At 49.4% G+C, this 19,753-nt stretch carries 16 protein-coding genes, 3 tRNA genes, 1 pseudogene and 1 riboswitch; of the genes and pseudogenes, 7 read left to right on the top strand and 13 right to left on the bottom strand.

Annotation, left to right across the window (positions count from 1 at the left end; genetic code table 11):
• The first annotated feature begins 44 nt into the window (after positions 1-44).
• From EFBL_RS12460 to EFBL_RS12435, 6 genes are all read left to right on the top strand, one after another.
• The gene (locus EFBL_RS12460; RefSeq protein ID WP_165912686.1) at positions 45-1,478 is read left to right on the top strand and encodes a TIGR00366 family protein; all 1,434 of its coding nucleotides are present in this window, start codon (positions 45-47) and stop codon (positions 1,476-1,478) included.
• A 154-nt stretch (positions 1,479-1,632) separates the two neighbouring features.
• A complete protein-coding gene (locus EFBL_RS12455) occupies positions 1,633-3,048 on the top strand; it encodes a sigma-54 interaction domain-containing protein (protein ID WP_096182447.1) in 1,416 nt (471 codons plus the stop codon).
• A 58-nt stretch (positions 3,049-3,106) separates the two neighbouring features.
• Complete coding sequence (locus tag EFBL_RS12450; RefSeq protein ID WP_096182446.1) at positions 3,107-4,678, top strand: AMP-binding protein; 1,572 nt, start codon at positions 3,107-3,109, stop codon at positions 4,676-4,678.
• Positions 4,671-5,075, top strand: coding sequence for a VOC family protein (locus EFBL_RS12445; protein WP_096182445.1), 405 nt, complete (start codon positions 4,671-4,673; stop codon positions 5,073-5,075). The genes EFBL_RS12450 and EFBL_RS12445 overlap by 8 nt, the downstream gene beginning before the upstream one ends.
• Positions 5,076-5,115: 40 nt before the next feature.
• Positions 5,116-6,276, top strand: coding sequence for a thiolase domain-containing protein (locus EFBL_RS12440; protein WP_096182444.1), 1,161 nt, complete (start codon positions 5,116-5,118; stop codon positions 6,274-6,276).
• A gap of 5 nt (positions 6,277-6,281) precedes the next feature.
• Positions 6,282-6,638: a Zn-ribbon domain-containing OB-fold protein gene (locus tag EFBL_RS12435; protein ID WP_096182443.1), complete on the top strand. Its 357-nt coding sequence runs from the start codon at positions 6,282-6,284 to the stop codon at positions 6,636-6,638.
• 105 nt (positions 6,639-6,743) lie between these two features.
• Here the strand turns inward: EFBL_RS12435 and EFBL_RS12430 are convergent, their stop codons facing one another.
• Entirely contained in the window at positions 6,744-7,694 is a 951-nt protein-coding gene (locus EFBL_RS12430) for an LLM class oxidoreductase (protein ID WP_096182442.1), read from the bottom strand.
• 126 nt (positions 7,695-7,820) lie between these two features.
• On the bottom strand, positions 7,821-8,123 hold the full coding sequence (locus tag EFBL_RS12425; protein ID WP_096182441.1) for an ArsR/SmtB family transcription factor: 303 nt from the start codon (positions 8,121-8,123) through the stop codon (positions 7,821-7,823).
• A gap of 177 nt (positions 8,124-8,300) precedes the next feature.
• Here EFBL_RS12425 and EFBL_RS12420 point away from each other — a divergent pair, with 177 nt between their 5' ends.
• Positions 8,301-10,229, top strand: a complete 1,929-nt coding sequence (locus tag EFBL_RS12420; protein WP_096182440.1) for a sigma-54-dependent Fis family transcriptional regulator — start codon at positions 8,301-8,303, stop codon at positions 10,227-10,229.
• Positions 10,230-10,289: 60 nt separating this feature from the next.
• Here EFBL_RS12420 and EFBL_RS12415 read toward each other — a convergent pair whose 3' ends face one another.
• The 11 genes and pseudogenes from EFBL_RS12415 to EFBL_RS20940 form a co-directional block, all read right to left on the bottom strand.
• On the bottom strand, positions 10,290-10,787 hold the full coding sequence (locus EFBL_RS12415; RefSeq protein WP_096182439.1) for an acetone carboxylase subunit gamma: 498 nt from the start codon (positions 10,785-10,787) through the stop codon (positions 10,290-10,292).
• Positions 10,788-10,813: 26 nt separating this feature from the next.
• A complete protein-coding gene (locus tag EFBL_RS12410; protein ID WP_424955055.1) occupies positions 10,814-13,087 on the bottom strand; it encodes a hydantoinase B/oxoprolinase family protein in 2,274 nt (757 codons plus the stop codon).
• A 59-nt stretch (positions 13,088-13,146) separates the two neighbouring features.
• Positions 13,147-15,291, bottom strand: a complete 2,145-nt coding sequence (locus EFBL_RS12405; RefSeq protein ID WP_096182438.1) for a hydantoinase/oxoprolinase family protein — start codon at positions 15,289-15,291, stop codon at positions 13,147-13,149.
• Between the two features lie 458 nt (positions 15,292-15,749).
• A pseudogene (locus EFBL_RS12400) lies at positions 15,750-16,118 on the bottom strand (FAD-dependent oxidoreductase); the annotation flags it as partial.
• Complete coding sequence (locus tag EFBL_RS21910) at positions 16,063-16,410, bottom strand: NAD(P)/FAD-dependent oxidoreductase (RefSeq protein WP_165912685.1); 348 nt, start codon at positions 16,408-16,410, stop codon at positions 16,063-16,065. The gene EFBL_RS21910 and the pseudogene EFBL_RS12400, both read right to left, overlap by 56 nt.
• Positions 16,382-16,648, bottom strand: a complete 267-nt coding sequence (locus EFBL_RS12390) for an FAD-dependent oxidoreductase (protein ID WP_165912684.1) — start codon at positions 16,646-16,648, stop codon at positions 16,382-16,384. The genes EFBL_RS21910 and EFBL_RS12390 overlap by 29 nt, the downstream gene beginning before the upstream one ends.
• Before the next feature lie 42 nt (positions 16,649-16,690).
• Positions 16,691-18,469, bottom strand: a complete 1,779-nt coding sequence (gene cobT / locus EFBL_RS21905; RefSeq protein WP_341769650.1) for a nicotinate-nucleotide--dimethylbenzimidazole phosphoribosyltransferase — start codon at positions 18,467-18,469, stop codon at positions 16,691-16,693.
• 81 nt (positions 18,470-18,550) lie between these two features.
• A riboswitch (cobalamin riboswitch) is annotated at positions 18,551-18,717 on the bottom strand.
• A gap of 104 nt (positions 18,718-18,821) precedes the next feature.
• A tRNA-Leu gene (locus EFBL_RS12380) sits at positions 18,822-18,898 on the bottom strand.
• 268 nt (positions 18,899-19,166) lie between these two features.
• Positions 19,167-19,242: transfer RNA gene (locus EFBL_RS12375), tRNA-Val, on the bottom strand.
• Positions 19,243-19,379: 137 nt separating this feature from the next.
• Positions 19,380-19,456 (bottom strand) — tRNA-Arg (locus tag EFBL_RS12370).
• A gap of 70 nt (positions 19,457-19,526) precedes the next feature.
• A partial coding sequence (locus EFBL_RS20940) for a hypothetical protein (RefSeq protein ID WP_216640725.1) occupies positions 19,527-19,753 on the bottom strand: 227 nt, incomplete at its 5' end.

Raw genomic sequence — 19,753 nt, 5'->3', positions numbered from 1 at the left:
CATATTTAAATTCTCAAAATCATATCAACCAGGGAGGACCAAAAATGTCACAAAACAATTTATTTGAAAATTCAAACCAATACCCCTCATCTGAATACGACAAACCGAATGGGATTCTTGACCGGTTTCGGAATTTTGCGTTATCGACCAGTGAATGGACTCAAAAATGGGTTCCTGACGCTTGGATCATTGCTGTCATTCTTTCCATTATCGTATTTCTTATGACTATCGCATTTGGGAACGCTTCCCCCGTTAAAGCGGCTCAAGTTTGGGGAAAAGGACTTTGGGTTTTGCTGCCGCTTATGGCCCAATTCAGTTTTGCAATCCTGGTGGCGTATGTCTGTGCCACCGCCCCGGCAACCAAAAGGGCGTTAAACTGGTTGGGTTCCCGCCCCAATCCGGATAAACCCTGGCAGGCCACCTTACTGGTTGCCGTCGTATCTCTCCTGACCGGTTATATTAACTGGGCATTGACCGTTGTGGTGTCAGCCACCTTTGTTCCGTTTGTTGCCAAACACAATCCGAAATCGGACATGCGCTTACTGGTGGCCGCCGCTTATGTCGGAATCGCAACGCTCTGGCATGCGGGACTTTCCGGGTCTGCCACATTGCTTGTGGCAACTCCGGATAATTTTCTGCTCAAAGATAAAATTTTGACTGATTTAATTCCAGTAACGCGAACGATCTTCTCACAATTTAATATCCTCTTGGTCCTTGTAACCATTGTTACCACCGCATTGATTTTGACGTTGTTAACTCCGAAGAAATCCCGGGTCAAGATGGAGCAAAGCGTATTGGATTCCATTACCAAAGAAAGCGATTTCCAACGTCCCGCCGATCTCAGCCCTGCCGACCGGATGGCTTGGTGGCCCGGTTGGAACATTATTTTAGGAGTTGCCAGCCTGTACTTTCTCATTAACATTTTTACGTCGAAAGGAATTGCAGGTTGGAGTATTGACACTTATAACCTGTTATTCTTGACTTTGGCCCTCTTCCTGACCTGGAGACCCATAGTGTTTTTGGAAGGATGTAAGAGAGGCGTGCAGGGAGCATGGGGAATTCTTGTGCAATTCCCGCTGTACGGAGGTATCTTCGGGCTGATATCCTATACCGATCTGGGACATGTATTGACTACGTTTTTTACTTCCATTTCAACGCCACAAACGTTCTTGCCCATTGTATATTGGTATTCCGGTATATTGGGTTACTTTGTCCCATCCGGCGGTTCCAAGTGGGTGATTGAGGCCCCCTATCTGTTAAAGGCGGCCAAAGAACTGGGTATCAGTCCCGCAAGTACAACTCTCGCTTACAGTTGGGGAGATATGATGTCTCACCTGATTCAACCGTTCTGGGCAATCGCCCTGTTGGATATCACCAGGACAAAATTCGGTCAAATCGCCGGATTCTGTACCATGTTGCTGCTGGTATACATTATCATCACCAGCATTGGCATGTTCCTGATGCCCCTTCATCTGTAAAAACCGCAAAATCAAAGCGAAAGCCATGATTCCTCTTCCGATAGTGGGTCATGGCTTTCAGTTGTCGCGAAATATGCAATTTTGCATATGCATTTTTGCCGAATATATGCGATAATGCATATATTAAAAATATTCAAAACATAAGGTGATCCGCATGATTGATCTGTCCAAGCGAGTTTATGAGTCTGAACTTTTACTAAAGCACCTGATCGATAGTTTATATGATGGGATTTACATTACGGACGGAAACGGACTTACGACTTGGTATAACAAGGCATTCTTGCGAATCTCGGGATTGACCCCCGCCCAATTGGACGCTCACACTGTTTTTCAATTATTGGATAATGGTTGGCTCCCCAATTCGGTGGTAGCCGAAGCCATCCGGAAAAGAAAAACAGTGACCAGTGTCATTGATTATTTTAATGGTTCCGAAGGTTTGGTAAGTGCGATTCCGGTTTTTGACGATGCAGGCAATTTGTTGCGTGTAATTGCAAATGTGAGGGATCTTACGGAATTGAATGAACTTAAACGACAGTTGGATGAGACAAGAGCATTAAATGAGGGATATCGACAAACGCTGCAAGAGGTCCAGTCTGCGGAACTGGAAGGCGGACAGATGATTTACCGGAGTCATGCAATGGAGAGAATTATTTCTTTGGCAAAAAAAATTGCGTCCACCGACACTCCGATCCTTATTCTTGGAGAATCAGGGGTCGGAAAAGATGTATTGGCGAAATATATACATTATATCAGTGACCGCCAAAAAAAAGGAACTTTCGTCAAAGTGAATTGCGGAGCCATTCCCGAGCATCTGTTGGAATCCGAATTGTTCGGGTACGAGGCGGGAGCATTTACCGGCGCAGGCCGCCAGGGAAAAGCCGGTTTATTTGAGGTGGCAAACAATGGGACTGTTTTCCTTGATGAGATAGGCGAAATGCCTTTATCCTTGCAGGTAAAACTGCTGGGTGTGCTGCAGGACATGGAAATTCAAAGATTGGGGGGAACGAAACCCATACCGATTGATGTTCGTATAATTGCGGCGACCAATGCTCATCTGGAGACCTTAATACAAGAAAAACGTTTTCGAAAAGATCTTTTCTACAGGCTTAACGTGTTAATTCTTCAGGTTCCTCCCCTCAGGGAGCGTAAGGATGATGTTGTCGCTCTTTTGATGCACTTTTTTAATCAATTCAACAATAAACATCGGACAAGCAAAATTTTAACTCCCGCAGCAGTCGACAAGCTGCTTGCATATGAATGGCCCGGGAACGTCCGCGAGCTCAAGAATATGGTGGAACGAATAATTTTGACATCGGACAAGGATGCGATTGATGAACACCTGCTGCCCGTAAATATTCTGAGCAGTCACCGTGCGTCCGCAGCACCTCCTAACGAACATGACTTTAAACAGTCCTTCCAAAGAAAAAGCCTGAAGGAAATTTTAAACGATCATGAAAGGCAAATCCTGAGTTGGCACCTGACGAATTACCGTCCGTTAAAGCGTTGTGCGGAGACGCTCGGCATAGATTTGGCCACTTTGGTCCGGAAGAAAAAAAAGTACGGTCTATGATTGGCATAATATTTGCATTTATAACCTCCCAAAAAAGTTTTTTGGGGAGGTTTTTCTTATGGACATAATTGGAAATCGTACACTTCGCGATCTGCTGACTGAAAAAGTAACACATCACCCGGACAAAACTTTTCTCGTATTTGAAGATAACAAGGAGCAACTGTTTGCTCTCACATATCGGGAGTTCGCAGATAAAGTGAATCGACTTGCAACGGCCCTTCTTGAATTTGGGGTAAAAAAAGAGGACAAGGTCACCCTTCATCTGCCCAATTGCCTGGAATTTATGATTTCCTGGTTTTCGCTGGCACAGATTGGGGCGGTCATGGTACCGACCAATATCCTGTCAACCGAAGAAGAGATGGAATATATATTGGGACATTCGAAGTCGGTGTTGCTTATTACCGAGGAAACCTACCTGAATAAGTTCAACAATATCAAGGATACACTGCCGATTCGAGATATCTGGCTGGCCCGTTATGAAGGTACCGAATACCAAGACAAAAGTTTGGACCGGATCATGGAACAATCAAGAGGGGAAATCCCCATCGTACCGCTTGATTCCGAAGATGTAGCCGCCATGATGTATACATCGGGAACCACTTCCCGTCCAAAAGGCGTACTCATCACCCATGCCAACTACTTGTATGCTGGAGAAGTGATGTCAAAATCGATTCGTTTGACTCCCGACGACCGACAATTCATCGTACTTCCCTTGTTCCATGCAAACGCGCAATATTATTCTTCCATGTCAGCCCTCACCGTGGGTGCAAGTATAGCGATGACCGAACGCTTTAGCGCTTCCCGTTATTTCAAGCAGGCGAACAGATTGGGAGCGACTGTCGGTTCTCTCTTTGCTGCGCCAATTCGGATGATTTTGCGACAAAAGTACGATCCGGCTGATCGGGATCACAATCTGCGCGTGGTCTGGTTTGCGCAAGTTGTTTCGGAAGAACAACTGGCTGCATTTGAAGAGAATTACAATACAAAGCTGTTGCAGTTGTATGGAATGACCGAAACGATCGGAACTCCCCTGATGAACCCTATCGATGGAGTATGCAAGAACATGGGAATCGGAAGGCCGGTTTTGGGGTATGAAGTGAAAATTGTTGACGATTTTGGCAACGAGGTGCCGCAGGGAGAGGCCGGAGAGCTGATTGTCAAAGGAGTTCCCGGAAGAACGGTCATGAAGGGATATTTTAACAATCAACAAGCAACCGAAGAGGCACTGAAGGACGGCTGGTTATATACCGGAGACAATGTCCGGATGGATGAGGAAGGGTACTTTTTCTTTGTAGACCGTAAAAAAGACATGATTAAACGGGCTGGCGAAAATGTGGCGGCCAATGAAATCGAAAGGGTCATTATTCAACATCCGGGCGTATTCGACTGTGCGGTCATCGGAATTCCCGATGAGATACGGGATGAAACCATAAAGGCATATGTGGTATTGCGTGAGGAACATCATGTGTCTCCGGATGAAATCATATCGTTTTGTCAAACCAGATTGGCCAAATTTAAAGTTCCGGAATTTGTGGAAATTGTGACAGAACTGCCCCGTACCTCTGTCGGCAAGATACAGAAACATATTTTGAGAAAAATGCATATGGAAGGAGCAAAAAATCATGGTTAAAAAAATCAATCACATTGCCGTAATCGTGGATGATATTGAAAAAGCCCTTGTACCCTATCAAAAGGGACTGGGGTTACCCTCTTCCAATATCGAATACGTTGAATCGTATAACGTAAAAGTGGTGTTTTTGCCCATCGGGGATACGCAGATCGAATTGGTGCAACCATTGGGCGACAAGGGGGAACTCGTTGAATTTCTCCGGGCCACAGGCGGGGGGCTCCACCATATCGCAATGGAAGTTGAAGACATAAACAGTGCGATTCGCCAAGCAGCCAGTTCCGGCATTCATATGAAAGATATGACACCGCGTCCGGGCGCACACAACTCCACAGTTGCGTTTGCGGAAAGAGAATCTTTTGACGGGGTGGTCATTGAGTTGGTTCAACCCGCGAAGTAAATACTTCCGATAAAAAACAAAGATATCAAGGAGTGAGAGTATGGCACTGGCGTCGGTGATCGGTATTGGAATAACACGCTACGGCGTTCTTGGTTCTTCCTTTCTTGAGTTGGTGATGGATGCCGCATCCCAAGCGCTTCAAGATGCAGGGTTAGGCCCTGAAGATATTGATGCCTATTATTTGGGCAACTTTGCCGGTGAAAACTTCATTAACCAGAACCATCTGGCAGCTTATTCGGCGTCGGCCATAGGATTAAACGGCGTTCCCGCAACACGGGTGGAGGGCGCTTGCGCATCAGGCAGCCTGGCTGTTCGTGAGGCCATCCTTGCCATAAAAAGCGGATTGTACAAGAGAGTTCTTGTTGTAGGTGCCGAAAAAATGACTTCCTTGGCTACATCCGGTGTAACCAGTGTTCTGGCCAAAGCAAGCAACTGGGAAGCTGAGGTCAAACACGGACTGACTTTTCCTGCCGTTTTTGCATTTGTCGCTCACCGGTATATGCATCAGTATGGAGCGACTCGAGAACATTTGGCGGCGGTGGCGGTAAAAAATCATGACCATGCCCTGTTGAACCCGAAAGCTCATATGCACAAAAAGATCACCCTGGAAGAAGTACTCTCCAGTCGACACATGGTAGCGGAGCCTTTCAGCCGGTATGACTGCTCCCTGATATCCGACGGCGCATCCGCCATGGTATTATGCGCACCGGAACTTGCGGAAACACACCGTAAAGATGTGGTTGATATTGTTGGCACCGGGCAAGCTTCCGGCAGGTTCGAGGTTTTCGCCAATGTGTCGTTGACGTCTTTTCCGGCTACACGGCTTGCTGCCGAAAGAGCCTTCTCCATGGCTAACATAAAACCCGGTGACGTGGATGTTGCAGAAGTTCATGACTGTTTCACAATTGCTGAAATTGTGGCGACCGAAGATCTGGGGTTCTTTAAACCGGGGGAAGGGGGAAAGGCCGCTTTAGAGGGACGAACCCGCCTGGGTGGCGAGCTGCCGATTAACCCCAGCGGGGGACTGAAAGCAAAAGGGCATCCTGTGGGATCAACCGGAGTGGGCCAGGGAGTGGAGATCGTCTGCCAATTACGCGGCGAGGCGGAACTTCGGCAAGTAAAGAACGCGGTGACAGGTTTGACGCACAACCTGGGCGGAGCCGGTGGCACTTGCACCGTTCATATTTATAAAAGGAGGTAACCGAATTGTCCTTGAGCATGACGGTATATCAATGCGACGAATGCGGCCGCAGACAACTGATTCCACAAGGTTATTGTTCACAATGCCGGTCGTCAAAAAGTTTTAGTCCAATTACCCTGGAAATTGCCGGAACCGTTATTTCGTTTACAAGAGTACACGTTTGTGAAGAAAGGTTTAAAAGCGTAGCTCCCTACCTGTTGGCAATTATTGAGTGCGAGGATGGACTTCGTCTTATGGGACGTGTACAACAGCCGGTTGAGCAACTGGGTATTGGTTCCTGTGTCGAGCTTGCGGAATTTCAGGGAGACACACCCATTTTTAGAGTCATGAGTCCTGTGGTGGAAGAAAACACTCTTGTATAAATCTGCGTCCGGGATGCGTGCTTCGCCAAGTTGGGCCCCCGTAATGGCAAGTACTAAGCCATTACGGGGTATCAACAAGATTGCCCGCAATAATCGGTCCATATGTCACTTCCCGGTTAATGCGGGAAAGTGCGGAAGAACTTCTTCACCCAATTCATCAATCACTTCTTCAACAGGACGTCGGCCATATTTCAAGTTGATAATCACATGATTGACACCCGCATTTTTAAGACCCTCAATGAATTCAATGAGAGGATTGCGCCCGATCCGGAACCCTAAATGAATGGGGACTGGTGCATGATTCGGATCCTCCGTCAAATCCACATACAGGGACTGACTAAACGGTTTAAACCGATCGGTAAGAGAGCGCCAATTTTTAATCAGTTCGGTTTGGAATTTCAAGTTTCGGGGATAGTACATCCACCCGTCACTGTTCTGGGCAATCCATTCGGGGGACTGAGAGCTGTGGCCGGTTACCAGCACCGGAATGTCGGAAAGTCGCGGTTTGGGCAAGATGTCCCCGTTCCACAGATTGACCCGTGGCGACCTGACAGCGGGAAAGTTCTCCTCCCATGCTCTTTTCATTACAAATATGGATTCTTGAAACAAAGTGCCGCGCTCTTCGGGATCAACTGAAAAGGCTGGAAATTCTATAGGACGATCCCCTGTCGCCACCCCGAGAACCAGGCGTTCGCCGGATATTTTGTCGATGGAAGCGGCTGCTTTGGCCACATGCAGCGGATGCCGCAACGTTAGAATAATACTTGCGGTACCCAAAGCAATGTTTTCAGTATGGGCGGCTATATACCCCAGATAGACCCAGGGATCATAAATCTGGCCCACATCCCCGAAATGGGGGTCATATAATGGAACATCCCTGACGAACAATGCGGCAAAATTTAGCTCCTCCGCTCTTTTTGCCAGTTTCATTTGTTTTTCAATGTTCATCTCCGGAATGCTGCCCTCGTATGATTCCAAAGGAAAGAATAACCCGAGAGTCAGATTATTTTCCTGAAACATGCGTGAATATCCCTTGTGTTTATCAAACCGGTTCATGATCGCCCTCCACATCTTTATTTATAGATATCTAGAATTATCGATATAATATGATAAAACTAAGGGAGCTTCAAGGCCAAAATTGTAATGATGCTTACGATATAAGCGGTAAACAAGGATTTTGATTTACAAATCCCTGGATAACAATTCCACAATTTTTTTGATGTTCTCCTCATCCCTTTTATAATAAGTAAATTGCCCAATTCGTTTTGCTTTTATCAATCCGGCATTTTGCAGCATTGATAGGTAAAGGGACACTGTGGATTGTGACAATCCAAATTTTTTATGGATATCGCTTACGCAAACCCCATCTTCGTGTATATCCCCGTTTTGCGGTTTTGGAAAGTGAATTTCAGGATTTTTTAACCACTGTAGGATCTGCAGCCTCGTCTCATTGGACAAGGCTTTAAATACTTCCAAAAGTTCCATTGCTGCCTCCAGATTCAACAAAGTCAATTGTCTTTTTATTTTACATTATTTGTGATTGCTCTGAAACGAGCTGACTATTCGGAAATTTCTAGTAGCATATAACAAACCTTTCGTACCGATGTCATCTTTGATATAATACGAAATAGTAATAATTTTCTGTCGACTGGAGGGATAGTTATGGAGAACTCGCAGATAGCTATTCGCTTACCCAGTGATATACACATGAAAATGAAAGAACTGGAAATCAAATGGAAGCGCTATGTATTGGAAAATCACGAACCGGGTCAAATGAGGATGAATGTTTTCGAATCATGGAAGCGCTGTTTGACCTATAGGGTCAACCCCAGACAAAAACAAACCGCCATCGCGCTGTCCCAAGACGAATTGGTGGAGTGGGCAAAGAAATCGAATTTGTATCAGATTTCCCTGCCGATCGTTCAACATCTGGCCGATCAGATCAGCGGCACCGGACATCTGGTTACCCTTTGCGACAGCCAGGGCAAAATTATTTATTTGCAGGGGGACCCCAAAACCCTGCAGAAAGCCGAGCAAATGAACTTCGTACCCGGTGCCGACTGGAGCGAGGCATCGGCTGGCACCAACGCAATCGGAACTTCCATTGCGATTCGGCAGCCGATCCAGATTTTTTCTTACGAGCATTTCTGTGAAGGGTGCCATCCCTGGATCTGTTCATCGGCTCCGATTCACGATCCGTTCACCGGACAACTGTTGGGAGTGATCGATCTCACAGGTCCATCCGATATGGCTCAGCCGCACTCATTGGGCATCGCAACGGTCACCGCGACGGCCATCCAGCAGAGCTACCGGGAAATTTCGCTGAAAACGCGTCATCAGTTGCAAACCCGATTTGTGCAGGCGGTCAATCAATGGAAATCGGATCCCGTTATCGTTTTGGATGCCGCCCTGCAAATCGTGAATGCCGTTTCCGGAGTGTCAGCGCTGTTTCAAACGGGCGATCTCAGCCATTTCTGGTCACTTCCCGGCATTGAAGTGTTGAAGAATGCTCTTCTCAACAACAACGGTGAGGAAGAAGAAGTCCTTTTGCCGTTGTACCAATTAAAAATCACGGTGCAAAACATTGCGGTTGATTCGGAAAGAATCGGCTTTCTCCTCCACCTTCAACGATCCGCTCAGCATCACTCGTCCGTGTCCATTTCCTGCAACTTCTGGTCCGACATCATCGGTGAATCAAAAGCAGTAAAAGATATAATCAACAAGAGCCAAATGGTGGCTCCCACGAATGTGCCGGTATTGCTCACAGGGGAGAGCGGAACCGGCAAGGAAAGGTTCGCGCAGGCGATCCATCGCGCCAGCTTACGGCACCGGGCCCCGTTTCTGGCAATCAACTGCGGCGCCATTCCGAAGGAACTGATGGCAAGCGAATTGTTTGGTTATGAGCCGGGTACGTTTACGGGAGGGAATCCCAAGGGGAAAGCAGGGAAATTTGAAGAAGCGAACGGCGGAACGCTGTTTCTGGATGAAATCGGGGAGATGCCGCTTGACTTGCAGGTATTCCTGCTGCGAGTTCTGCAGGAGAAAGAAGTGATCCGTCTCGGGTCATCAAAGCCCATTCCGGTTGATGTCCGCATTATCGCGGCCACCAACCAAAATTTGACGAAACTGATCGAAGAAGGGAAGTTTCGCGCCGATCTTTATTACCGCCTCAACGTTGTCGGATTACACCTCCCTCCATTGCGGGAGCGGAAGGAGGATATCCCTTTATTGTGCGATCATTTTATCCGAAGATGTGCGAACAAATACGGCAAATCGGTTACCGGCGCCAGCGCCGAGGTTTTGTCCTTTTTCCTGGAATATCATTGGCCGGGCAACTTAAGGGAAATGGAAAACGTGATAGAACATGCCGTTTTGTTTGCAAGCGGGGAATGGATTCAAATGACTGATTTGCCCCACTCCCTGCCGCCCGCCGTTTCGAATGAGGAAGAAACCCCTTTGGAGTTGGAAGAGAAACGAATGTTAGCGCAACTGATTCGGGAAACGAACGGCAACTTGTCGGAAGTGGCAAGACGCTGCAAGATCGCCCGCACCACATTGTACCGGAAAATGCAAAAATACAACATGAAGTAGGGCCCCCTGATGGGGGCCCTGCCTTTTGCCATCGCGACGAATATTCCTGCCACCCGGCGGCTATGGCTGGGGAACGGGACGACCCAGCCATTCCTCATAGAAAGCGTCGATGTCGGGGTCAAATTCCTTGATTACCGGATACCACGGGGTGACGTTTTCCACCTCTAACTGTGTACCGCAGGTTGGGCAGTAGTACTCCCGAATCACCTGCCATTGCGGGTCCGGAGCCAACAGTTTCGGATACAATTCTTCCATCTTCTCCTCCGTGTCCCGGACGTGAATTAACGCGTGCAGTTTCCAATTGTCGCGGTAGTCGCAAAACTCGTGGCCGCAATCGCATTTGACGATCCGGTCGCCGTTATTCTTCAGCACGATATACAGATGCAGGCCGACCGGAAGCAGAATTTTGTCATCCCACGGCACTCTGTCCTGCAAAATGCTCAAGTATGTGTCAAACCGCTCCGGATCCTTGAAACTCGAGAGCATTTCCTTCAGTTTAAAGAAATCAATCGTGCCGTCAATCAGTTCTTCGATCGTTTTTTTGTCATATTTGGCCATGGTTCAACCTCCTTTTCAATCGGAATCTATTGCACTTGGTGATGGGCGCCGAATACCGGAATTTCCAATTCGCTTTCCTTGATAATCCAGTCTTCCGGCAAATTCCAGAAATTGCGAAACTCTTCAGGAAACTTCCGGCTCAGCGCAAAACTGCTCGCGTACATGTGACGGACCTGAATCGCCGCATCCTTGTTCAAAATCCTCTGCCGTTCTTCCTTCATCCATTCACGCGTGGGCACTCCACGTTGAATCCGTTCTTTTCTGATTTCGGCGCGTCGCTGTTCCGTCTTTGCTTCGTCGATCACCCAGAGGCCCTTTTCGTCCTTATGGATCACAGCTCCGTACACTTTTTCCGCATAATCGGGCAGCAAATGGCCGTTGTTGAGATCGGTTTCAATCGCCTTCGGCTTTCTCTCCAACGGGTCGCCAAAACCGGGGCCGCCACGCAGATAATTGAGATACAGGTCGTAATTTTCAAAAATCGTTTCCGTTGTGATTGCCTGTTTGTCGCGCTTGATCTCTTTCGCCTCGATCAGTTTGTCATACTGCGGATTGCCGGGATCGGGATCGCCACCCAACGGAAGGGGAAGTTTCTTGTCAATCAGTTCCTTGATGTTGGTGCCGTGCGCTTCGAAGCGGTAGCCGGAAGCAGCCGGATATCCTCCCATCAAACCACAATCGCTGCTCATGTACCCGTTGCCCATGAAGAACATGGTCCAATCTTTGGCTCCCCATACCATCCGCAGCGTTTCGTAACCGTTTCCGCCTCGGTATTTGCCGTATCCTCCCGTGTTCGGCTTGATCGTGCGGCCGAGGTACAGCAGCGGTTCAGCCAATTCCCAAATCTCCATGTCCCCCATGTCGCCTTCCGGATTCCAAACGGCTGCCGCATGGTCGATTCCGTCTTTGACGGCGCTCGCCCCGACACCTTCAGCCGCCGATTCAAAGCTGTTGACCGCGTGATTTTCATTGAACTGGTTATAGCCGCCACCCTGCAGCCAATTGCTTGTATTGGCATTTCCGGCGTTGACTTCTTCCAGATACCCGCGGGCAAAATACGATCGGCTCAAAGACCTCCACAACGGACTCCAGGCGGAAACCAGGAAGTGCCATGCATAGCTGTGGGCGGTGCGAATATCGTCAGGGTTCAGCCAGGATCCGTAGGGAAGCCCGAACTTGCTGGCATAGTAAGCCCCGTCGTTTACCCGGTCGTTCGGAATCAGCGTTTGCGACAGCATCACCCAGATGCCGCTTGTAATCGAAACCGGAGTTGCGTTGTAACTGTGCCAGCCCCAGCGGTTAACCCCTTCAAAATCAATTTCAAATTTTCCGTCTTTGTGGATCGTCATCTCGGACGGGGCGTGCATGATCGTGTTTACTCGCGCATAGGGCGGCACATCCAGATTTTTGTAAGGAACGTCGACAAACGAGACGCCCCGGTATTTGCCGGGAATGGTCAACGATTTGATCTGGTTGATGAAACCCCGGCGGCCGTCTTCAATCACTTCCCGGATAAACTGTTTATAAGCGCCGATCCCTTCTTCTTCGATCATCTGCAGCACCAGATCGCGAATCATGTGGCAGCCGGCCACGCGTGTACGTTCATCCAGCAGCCAATACTTGGTGGTACGCACGGAACGCTGGCTTTCGATCAACCAGTCGCGTAGCAGCGTATCGTTTTTGCCGATTTTTCGGCATGCCACCTGATAGCCGTCATCGTAACGGGTTACCGGCCCCACGGTCATGCTGCCGGGAGCGGTCGCGCCGACATCGATCACGTGAGTGACACCTCCAACCCAACCAATCAGCTCATTATCCCAGAATATCGGAACAATGGTGTGCACGTCGCAAGGGTGGACGTTACCGATCTGACAGTCATTGTTGCAGAAAATGTCGCCGGGCTCGATGCCGGGATTCTCTTCGTAATCATTTTGAATCATGTATTTGATCGCGGCTCCCATCGTACCCACGTGAATGATAATCCCGGTAGAGGTGACAACCGAATCCGCTTCCGGCGTATAGAGGGTAAAGCACAGCTCCCCTTCTTGTTCAACAATCGGAGAAGCGGCCACCCGTTTCGCTGTTTCCCGGGCATGCACCACTCCACCACGCAGCTTGGCGAACATTTTTTCATACCGGATGGGATCAGATTCTTTAAACGGAAGTTCCCTCAAACCAGCATAGTAACCGCTTTCACTACTAAGACGATCGATTTCCTGTCGCATCTGCTTGAGTGTTTTTCCGTTCCAACCGATTCCTCGGCGCAAAGCCTGTTCAGCCTCCAAATCTTTCTGACTTATGGCCACTAGAAATCCCTCCTTCACATATTTCAAAATGTCGGATGAGCGATCATCCGGACTTACTGGCGGGGTTCTTTCAGGTGGAAAATCCGGTGTTGATCGAGATACGTCTCATATCCTGGCGGAATGACAAACGTAGTCGCCGATGATTCGAGAATGGCGAACCCTTTGATCCGGTTGCCCGCTTTCAACGATTCCATTTCCCAGATGTCAGCCTTCACCCATTGTCCTTTCCAATACACGTTGCGGGTGCCCAGGAAAGCGTTTTCTGGCGGATTCTCGCCAGCCAGTGGTTCTTTCGAAATATTCGGCTTCGGTACTTCCACGATTCCCCTAACGATCGCCCCGGTGACAGAATATCCCAGTTCAGGCGAACGAGCAGCTTTCGCGTACACGCGGGAATACGTTTCTTCAAACGCTGCGACCAGTTTCTCCCAATCTGCAGAGGATCGCACCTGGCTGATCGGCGATTCAATTTCCAAATCGTTCAACTGACCCTGGTACTGCATGCGGTAATAGAAGCGAAATTCCACCTTGTCTCGCGGGAAGTTATTCTTTTCAAATTCGTCCGCCACTTTATCCGTCAGTTCTTGCCATGCCAGTTGCAATTCGTGGCCGGCTGCAACCTTATCCTGATCATCAGCGTCGGGATTCACATTCAGATCCAGCGTTTTGTCGTACCGGTATTCAAAATCGGCCGCTCCGCAGCCAAAAGCGGAAAATCCGGCTGCCCACGCGGGAACTAGAATATCCTCGAATCCGAGCCCTTTGGTATACCCGGCAGTATGCAGCGGCCCCCCGCCACCGTAAGAAAAACAGACATACTGGGACGGTGAATACCCCTTTCCGAGAATCATCGACTCGAGATAATTGCGGAGCTGCGACTCGAGCAGATCGATCACGCCGTAGGCCGCGTCCTCGACGGTGAGTCCAAGCGGATCGGCGATTTGTTCCTTGACCGCCTGGTAGGCAAGCTCAGGAAACAGTTTTACCTCGCCGCCCAGGAAGTTGTCGGGATTGATCAGGCCCAGCACGACATGGCAGTCGGAAACGGTAACCGTGTCAATGCCGCCCGCCGGGTTACAAACACCCACACGATACCCTGCGCTGTCCGGTCCCAACGTAATCGACTTAAAGTTAGGATCGATTCGCACAAAACTTCCGGCTCCGGCCCCCACCGTATCCATCGCTACCAGCGGCAGTGACAGAACCAGGCGCGCCATGTCGGGGCTGGTGTTGATGCTTAAGTCGCCTTGTGTGATCAAAGCCATGTCAAAACTGGTGCCGCCTATATCCGAGCAGGCAATATTAGGAATTTTCAGATATTCGCCCAGATACTTGGCTCCCACCACTCCCCCGATCGGACCGGATACCAACGTTCGTGCCAACTCATTCGCCTGATAGCTGATCGTACCGCCGTGGCTGGCCATCACCCGCAAATCGAACTTCGCCCCTTTTTCCTTGACCCGCTTATCGATGATTGACAGCGTTTGACGGGACGGGTCGGCGGCATAGGCCTCGATAATCGTCGTATTGGTGCGGTGCGATTCTTTCCGCAGCGGATAGTAATCGACCGAGGCAAAAATCGGCACTTCTTGCCCCCGTTTTTGCATGATTTCCTTCGCCATGTCGCGAACCCTGCGTTCATGCGCCGGGTACTTGTAGGAATGAAGAAAACTGATCACTATCGCTTCCACGTTCTGTTCCAGCAGATCCACCACCGCTTGTTCCACTTCGTGTTCATAGAGCGGAATCACCACGTTTCCAAAAAGATCCACACGTTCGGTGATTCCCCTGGTCAACTCCCTCGGAACAAGGGGGGGATCATAGCGATGGGTGTTCAAATGCAGGCGGTCGGAATAGGAGTACCCGAGATAAGCCTGTATGGCTCTTCCCATGCGGTGGAAGTCCTCCATTCCCTTGTTGACAATCAACCCCACCCGCTTGCCCTTTCGTGACACCAGGCGATTGAGCATCGCCGTCCCGGAATAGACGCCTGCCACCAGTTGGGGAAAAGCCTCTTCGACGCTCGTGTCCCAATAATATAGTGCATCTCGCGCCGAATTCAAGAGGCCGATCGACTCGTCATCCGGAGTGGATTGCGCTTTGCCGACCACAAACTCCCCCTTGTCGTTAATGATGAAGGTGTCCGTCATGGTTCCTCCGGCGTCGATCGCAAGAATTTGTGCATTTGCTCTCGCCATGTGCTAAATCATCTCCCTTCAAGTTCGAATAGCTAACAAGAGGGTGTCCCCTTGTTGCCAATATAAATAAGCAAAAACAATGCCAACCTTTCCGGATTCGTCTTTTGCATGATTTGTCTAAGTTTAATTGCAGGATTGCCGACTTCTCCGAATCCTTCCTGATCATCGCCGTTTTCCCCAGGTGTAGCGGATCGCTACAATTGTCGCGCTACAAGCAGAACGACTCATCCAATCCAAACACAGATTGGCAGCCTGTGTTTGCATACCTTAGTGACCGTTTGGTAGACAAAGCTATCGACCTTCCCGATGTCCAGGTACCGTTTGCATTTCCACATTGATCTGGGCTTCCGTAAAATAGGCGGTTACTCCCGCACCGATTGTGGGCTTTTCCTTCGATAATCAGGACCACCCGATCTTATCCCATTGGATAGGTATGGATCTGAATGGTGAATCGATTTTTATCCTCCATTAGCTGTCAACTGATGACTTTGCATTGTAAAAGGTTGCCAATCGATGGGGGATGGTTCTCCGATAATCAAAGACGTCACTATCTCCCCGGTAATCGGAGACAAGAGCGTCCCTTTGCGGAAATGCCCCGTTGCCAGAATGAGTTTGCGCCATCCGTCCACCGGGCCGAGAAATGGTTTGATGTTGGGATTGGCCGGACGCAAACCGGCCCAAGTTTTTACAAAAACAGCATCCTTCATGGCTGGAACCATGGTGGTCGCAATGTCATAGAGGGTTTTGATCGCTTCCACTCTCGTTTCCTTGTCAAATCCGACCTCTTCTTGCGTCGCTCCAACGACGATCGAACCGTCCCTTTTGGGAACGAGATAACATTTCCCTCATTTTAGCCCCCAAACTGAAGGCCTTGGTTACCTTAAAACTATTTACCTGATGGTCACCGGGAATATATATCCCTCCAAGTAACGACTCCGATAACATGGGCTCAACTTCCCGTAAATCGCCAAGGGTAAGCCACTCTACCTTCTGTCCCAGCGATTGGGCCCATTCCCATTTCTTCCGCAAATCTTGCATCTCCTGCTCATTTCTCGCTACTCCCACTAGGCCGGTTGTGAAATACTCAATATCAATCCCACGTTTCTTCCCGTAGCACATTCTCCAAAGCAGCATACTTCTTTTGACTGGCCAAGCACAAGTCTACCAACGGGCCGGGAGCATCGGTCTCCATCATCGCTCCCAGCATGCCGGCCGAAGCGGAAGAAGCCTCTCCCCCTATTTGCGCGGAATCAAAAACAAAGCATTGAACTCCCTTACGACTCAGATGATAGGCTATTGAACTGCCGATCACTCCCCCTCCCACGATGATTACATCGGTATGTCTCTTTTCAGTCAAAATTTTTCACTCCCTCACGGAATTTTGGTATTTGTCATATCCCTACCGATTTCCCCATTGATCAGTGAAAATCAATTCATCCAACTCATAACGTCTTCCCCATCCTGCAGTTTCCAACACCGGTTGTTCGTGAAATTGATGCGTGTATCCAATTGAAAGTAATCCGACAGGGTCGATGTGCGGCGGAATATTGAGGATCCTGCGGACGTCTTGTTTTTTGTAGAACGATACCCAACCTACACCCAAACCTTCCGCACGTGCGGCCAACCACAGATTCTCAATGGCACAGACCACGGAATAAACATCCGTTTCCGGAATCGTATTCCGTCCAAGGACGTGTGAGCCATCCCGCGTAGGATCACAGGTAAAGCAAACCGTAACCGGAGCGTCGAGAATCCCCTGCACCTTCAGTTTTGGATAGAGCTCCGCTCGCTTCCCTTCGAAGTATTGTCCGGCGATCTGCACCTCTCTGTCCACGATCTCATGCAATTGCTGCTTGACTTGTTCAGAGCGTACAACAATAAAGTTCCAAGGCTGCATAAAGCCTACAGATGGCGCGTGATGAGCGGCATTAAGAATTCTCCGCAACTTCTCTTCTTCAATCGGATGCCTGATAAAAGTCCGAATATCTCGACGGGTGTAAATCGCTTGATAAACGCCCATTTTTTGTGCATTGTCAAATTCGTGGCGGGTTTCAATGGAGCTTAAAGAAAGAAGCGATGTTGACTCTGAACCATCCGTTGTCTGGACCGCTCCTTGAACGGAACCGTCAATCGAACCGGATATTCCTGCCTCCCGGAACGTTGCCATCTCCTTTGCAATTCGAACCGCAGAACGAACGATTGGCAAGGCGACGGCTGCTCCGCTTCCTTCTCCAAGACGCAGGTTGAGGTTGACGAGAGCTTTTAATCCCAATAGTTTGTTTACCGAAGAATGGCCCGGCTCTACAGACTCATGTGAAGCAATCAAATAATGAACAGAAAGAGGCGCCAGTCGAACCGCCACCAAGGCGGCAACGGCAGAGATAAATCCATCGACCAGCACGGGGATACGCAAAGCGGCTGCGCCTAAAACAACACCCGCCAAACCGGCTATTTCCAGTCCCCCCACTTTTGCCAAGACATCCAAAGGATCGGCTGGATTGGGTTGATTCAGCTGGATGGCCCGGCGGATTACATCCACTTTATGCTGGCGCGCAAAGTTCGTTATGCCGGTTCCCAAGCCAACCACTTCTTCCACCGGCACTTGACCGAGTGCTGCCAAGAGGGCGCTGCTTGCTGTGGTATTCCCTATCCCCATCTCCCCGAGGGCGAGCAATTTGGCCCCTTTTTGCACGGCATCCTGTGCAATGTCAATCCCCACTTCAATCGCGGAGATTGCCTCAGATCGCGACATAGCCGGAGCATGCGCCATGTTGTCTGTTCCGGAACGAATCTTCCGGGAAATCAGTCCCGGCAGCCGCAGCTCTCCCTTTACCCCTATATCAACAATTTGAACAGATGCTTCCGCAGCTCGGGCAAGCACATTGATTGCCGCCCCTCCGGAAATGAAATTTCCGACCATTTGCCGGGTCACTTCAGCCGGAAATGCGGAAACGCCTTCCTCCGCCACCCCATGATCCGCAGCCATTACAATCACGACTGCCGGATCAACAACCGGTTGCAGACTTCCGGTGATCCCAGTCAGTTGGATCGCCAATTCTTCCAAGCGCCCCAAACTGCCAACAGGTTTGGTAAGGGAATTGAGATGTTCCTCCATAGCTTTCTGTGCCAGCAAGTTCAACTCACTTACGGAAGCAACGGTGTCCAGCAGCCTATTCAAGACAAAAATTCCTCCTTTGTGGGTAAGCCCGGCCACGCGAAAAAACCCCAGCTTGAATAAGCTGAGGTTTAGCCATTCCTCAAATATGCTTTTCTTCAGGCAGGTCTCCTGGCTACGATTCATCGCCTGCTGCGCCTTCCCGGTTCCCCAGTGGCTATGCAGTTGCTCCTCGACTACAGTGGCGGGCTCCGCGTTCTTTTTGAACTTCCCTATTCTCCCATACGGGCACCTGAAGAAATTTGTTAAATCTAGTGTCACTATAACATAACTAATAGGAAGCGGAAAGAAATTTTTTTCTTTTTGAAAAAGCATCCTTCCCTATGAATAAAAGAAGAGTGATTAGTTGACAAAATGGTGCCGGAAGTGGGACTCGAACCTACAAAATCGCGATTTTGAGTCGCGCACGTATGCCAATTCCATCACTCCGGCATCTCAAATTATTCGTTGACTCCCCGTCCCATTCGAGGTAATCTCGACGCACCAACCACGCCAAACTCTAACGCGTACCTACCAAACAAAAACGTTGTATGTGAAGTGAGGTTGATTTTCGGGAGATGTGCGCGGGTTTACCGACAAAAGCGGGGTACACAAAACAAAAAATCGCACGGGATCAGGATTTATGACCTGTCGCAACGTGCGATTTGGATTGTGTACAATTTTCAGTTGTGCACTCTTGCCTGCTGAGCTAAAGATTCAATGGTGGAGGCTGACGGGATCGAACCGCCGACCCTCTGCTTGTAAGGCAGATGCTCTCCCAGCTGAGCTAAGCCTCCAGGATGGGATACATGGCGTCCCAGGAGAGATGCAGCCGTAAAGCGGCTGGCTGCGAAGCATGCCTATCGAACAGAATGCTCCGACGAACTCTACGTTCGAATCCTTCCCGGTACTTTGTAACTCAAGGATGTTAGAGTGGCGTCCCAGGAGAGATTCGAACTCCCGACACACGGCTTAGAAGGCCGTTGCTCTATCCAACTGAGCTACTAGGACGAAATAAAGGAACAGCCTAGCGACGACCTACTCTCCCGGGGCTTCTGCCCAAGTACCATCGGCGCTGGGCTTACAGGACGTAGGTCGTTCGACGTTCCGGCATGGATGCCGGCGCTCTTAGTCGAACATCCTTCTCCCGCCGTGTTCGGGATGCACCCACAGGGCATAAGCGTCGCATCGGCAGTAAACTGCCGTTTCTCCCTATGGGAACGGGTGTGTCCTCTCCGCCATTGCCACTAGACTCTCGTCCATCGCAGTGATCCTCAACCACCACGGGACCTTTGCCATTCACTTTTT

This window comes from Effusibacillus lacus, assembly GCF_002335525.1.
Classification (GTDB): domain Bacteria; phylum Bacillota; class Bacilli; order Tumebacillales; family Effusibacillaceae; genus Effusibacillus; species Effusibacillus lacus.
This window is presented reverse-complemented; position numbering and strand designations above follow the sequence as displayed.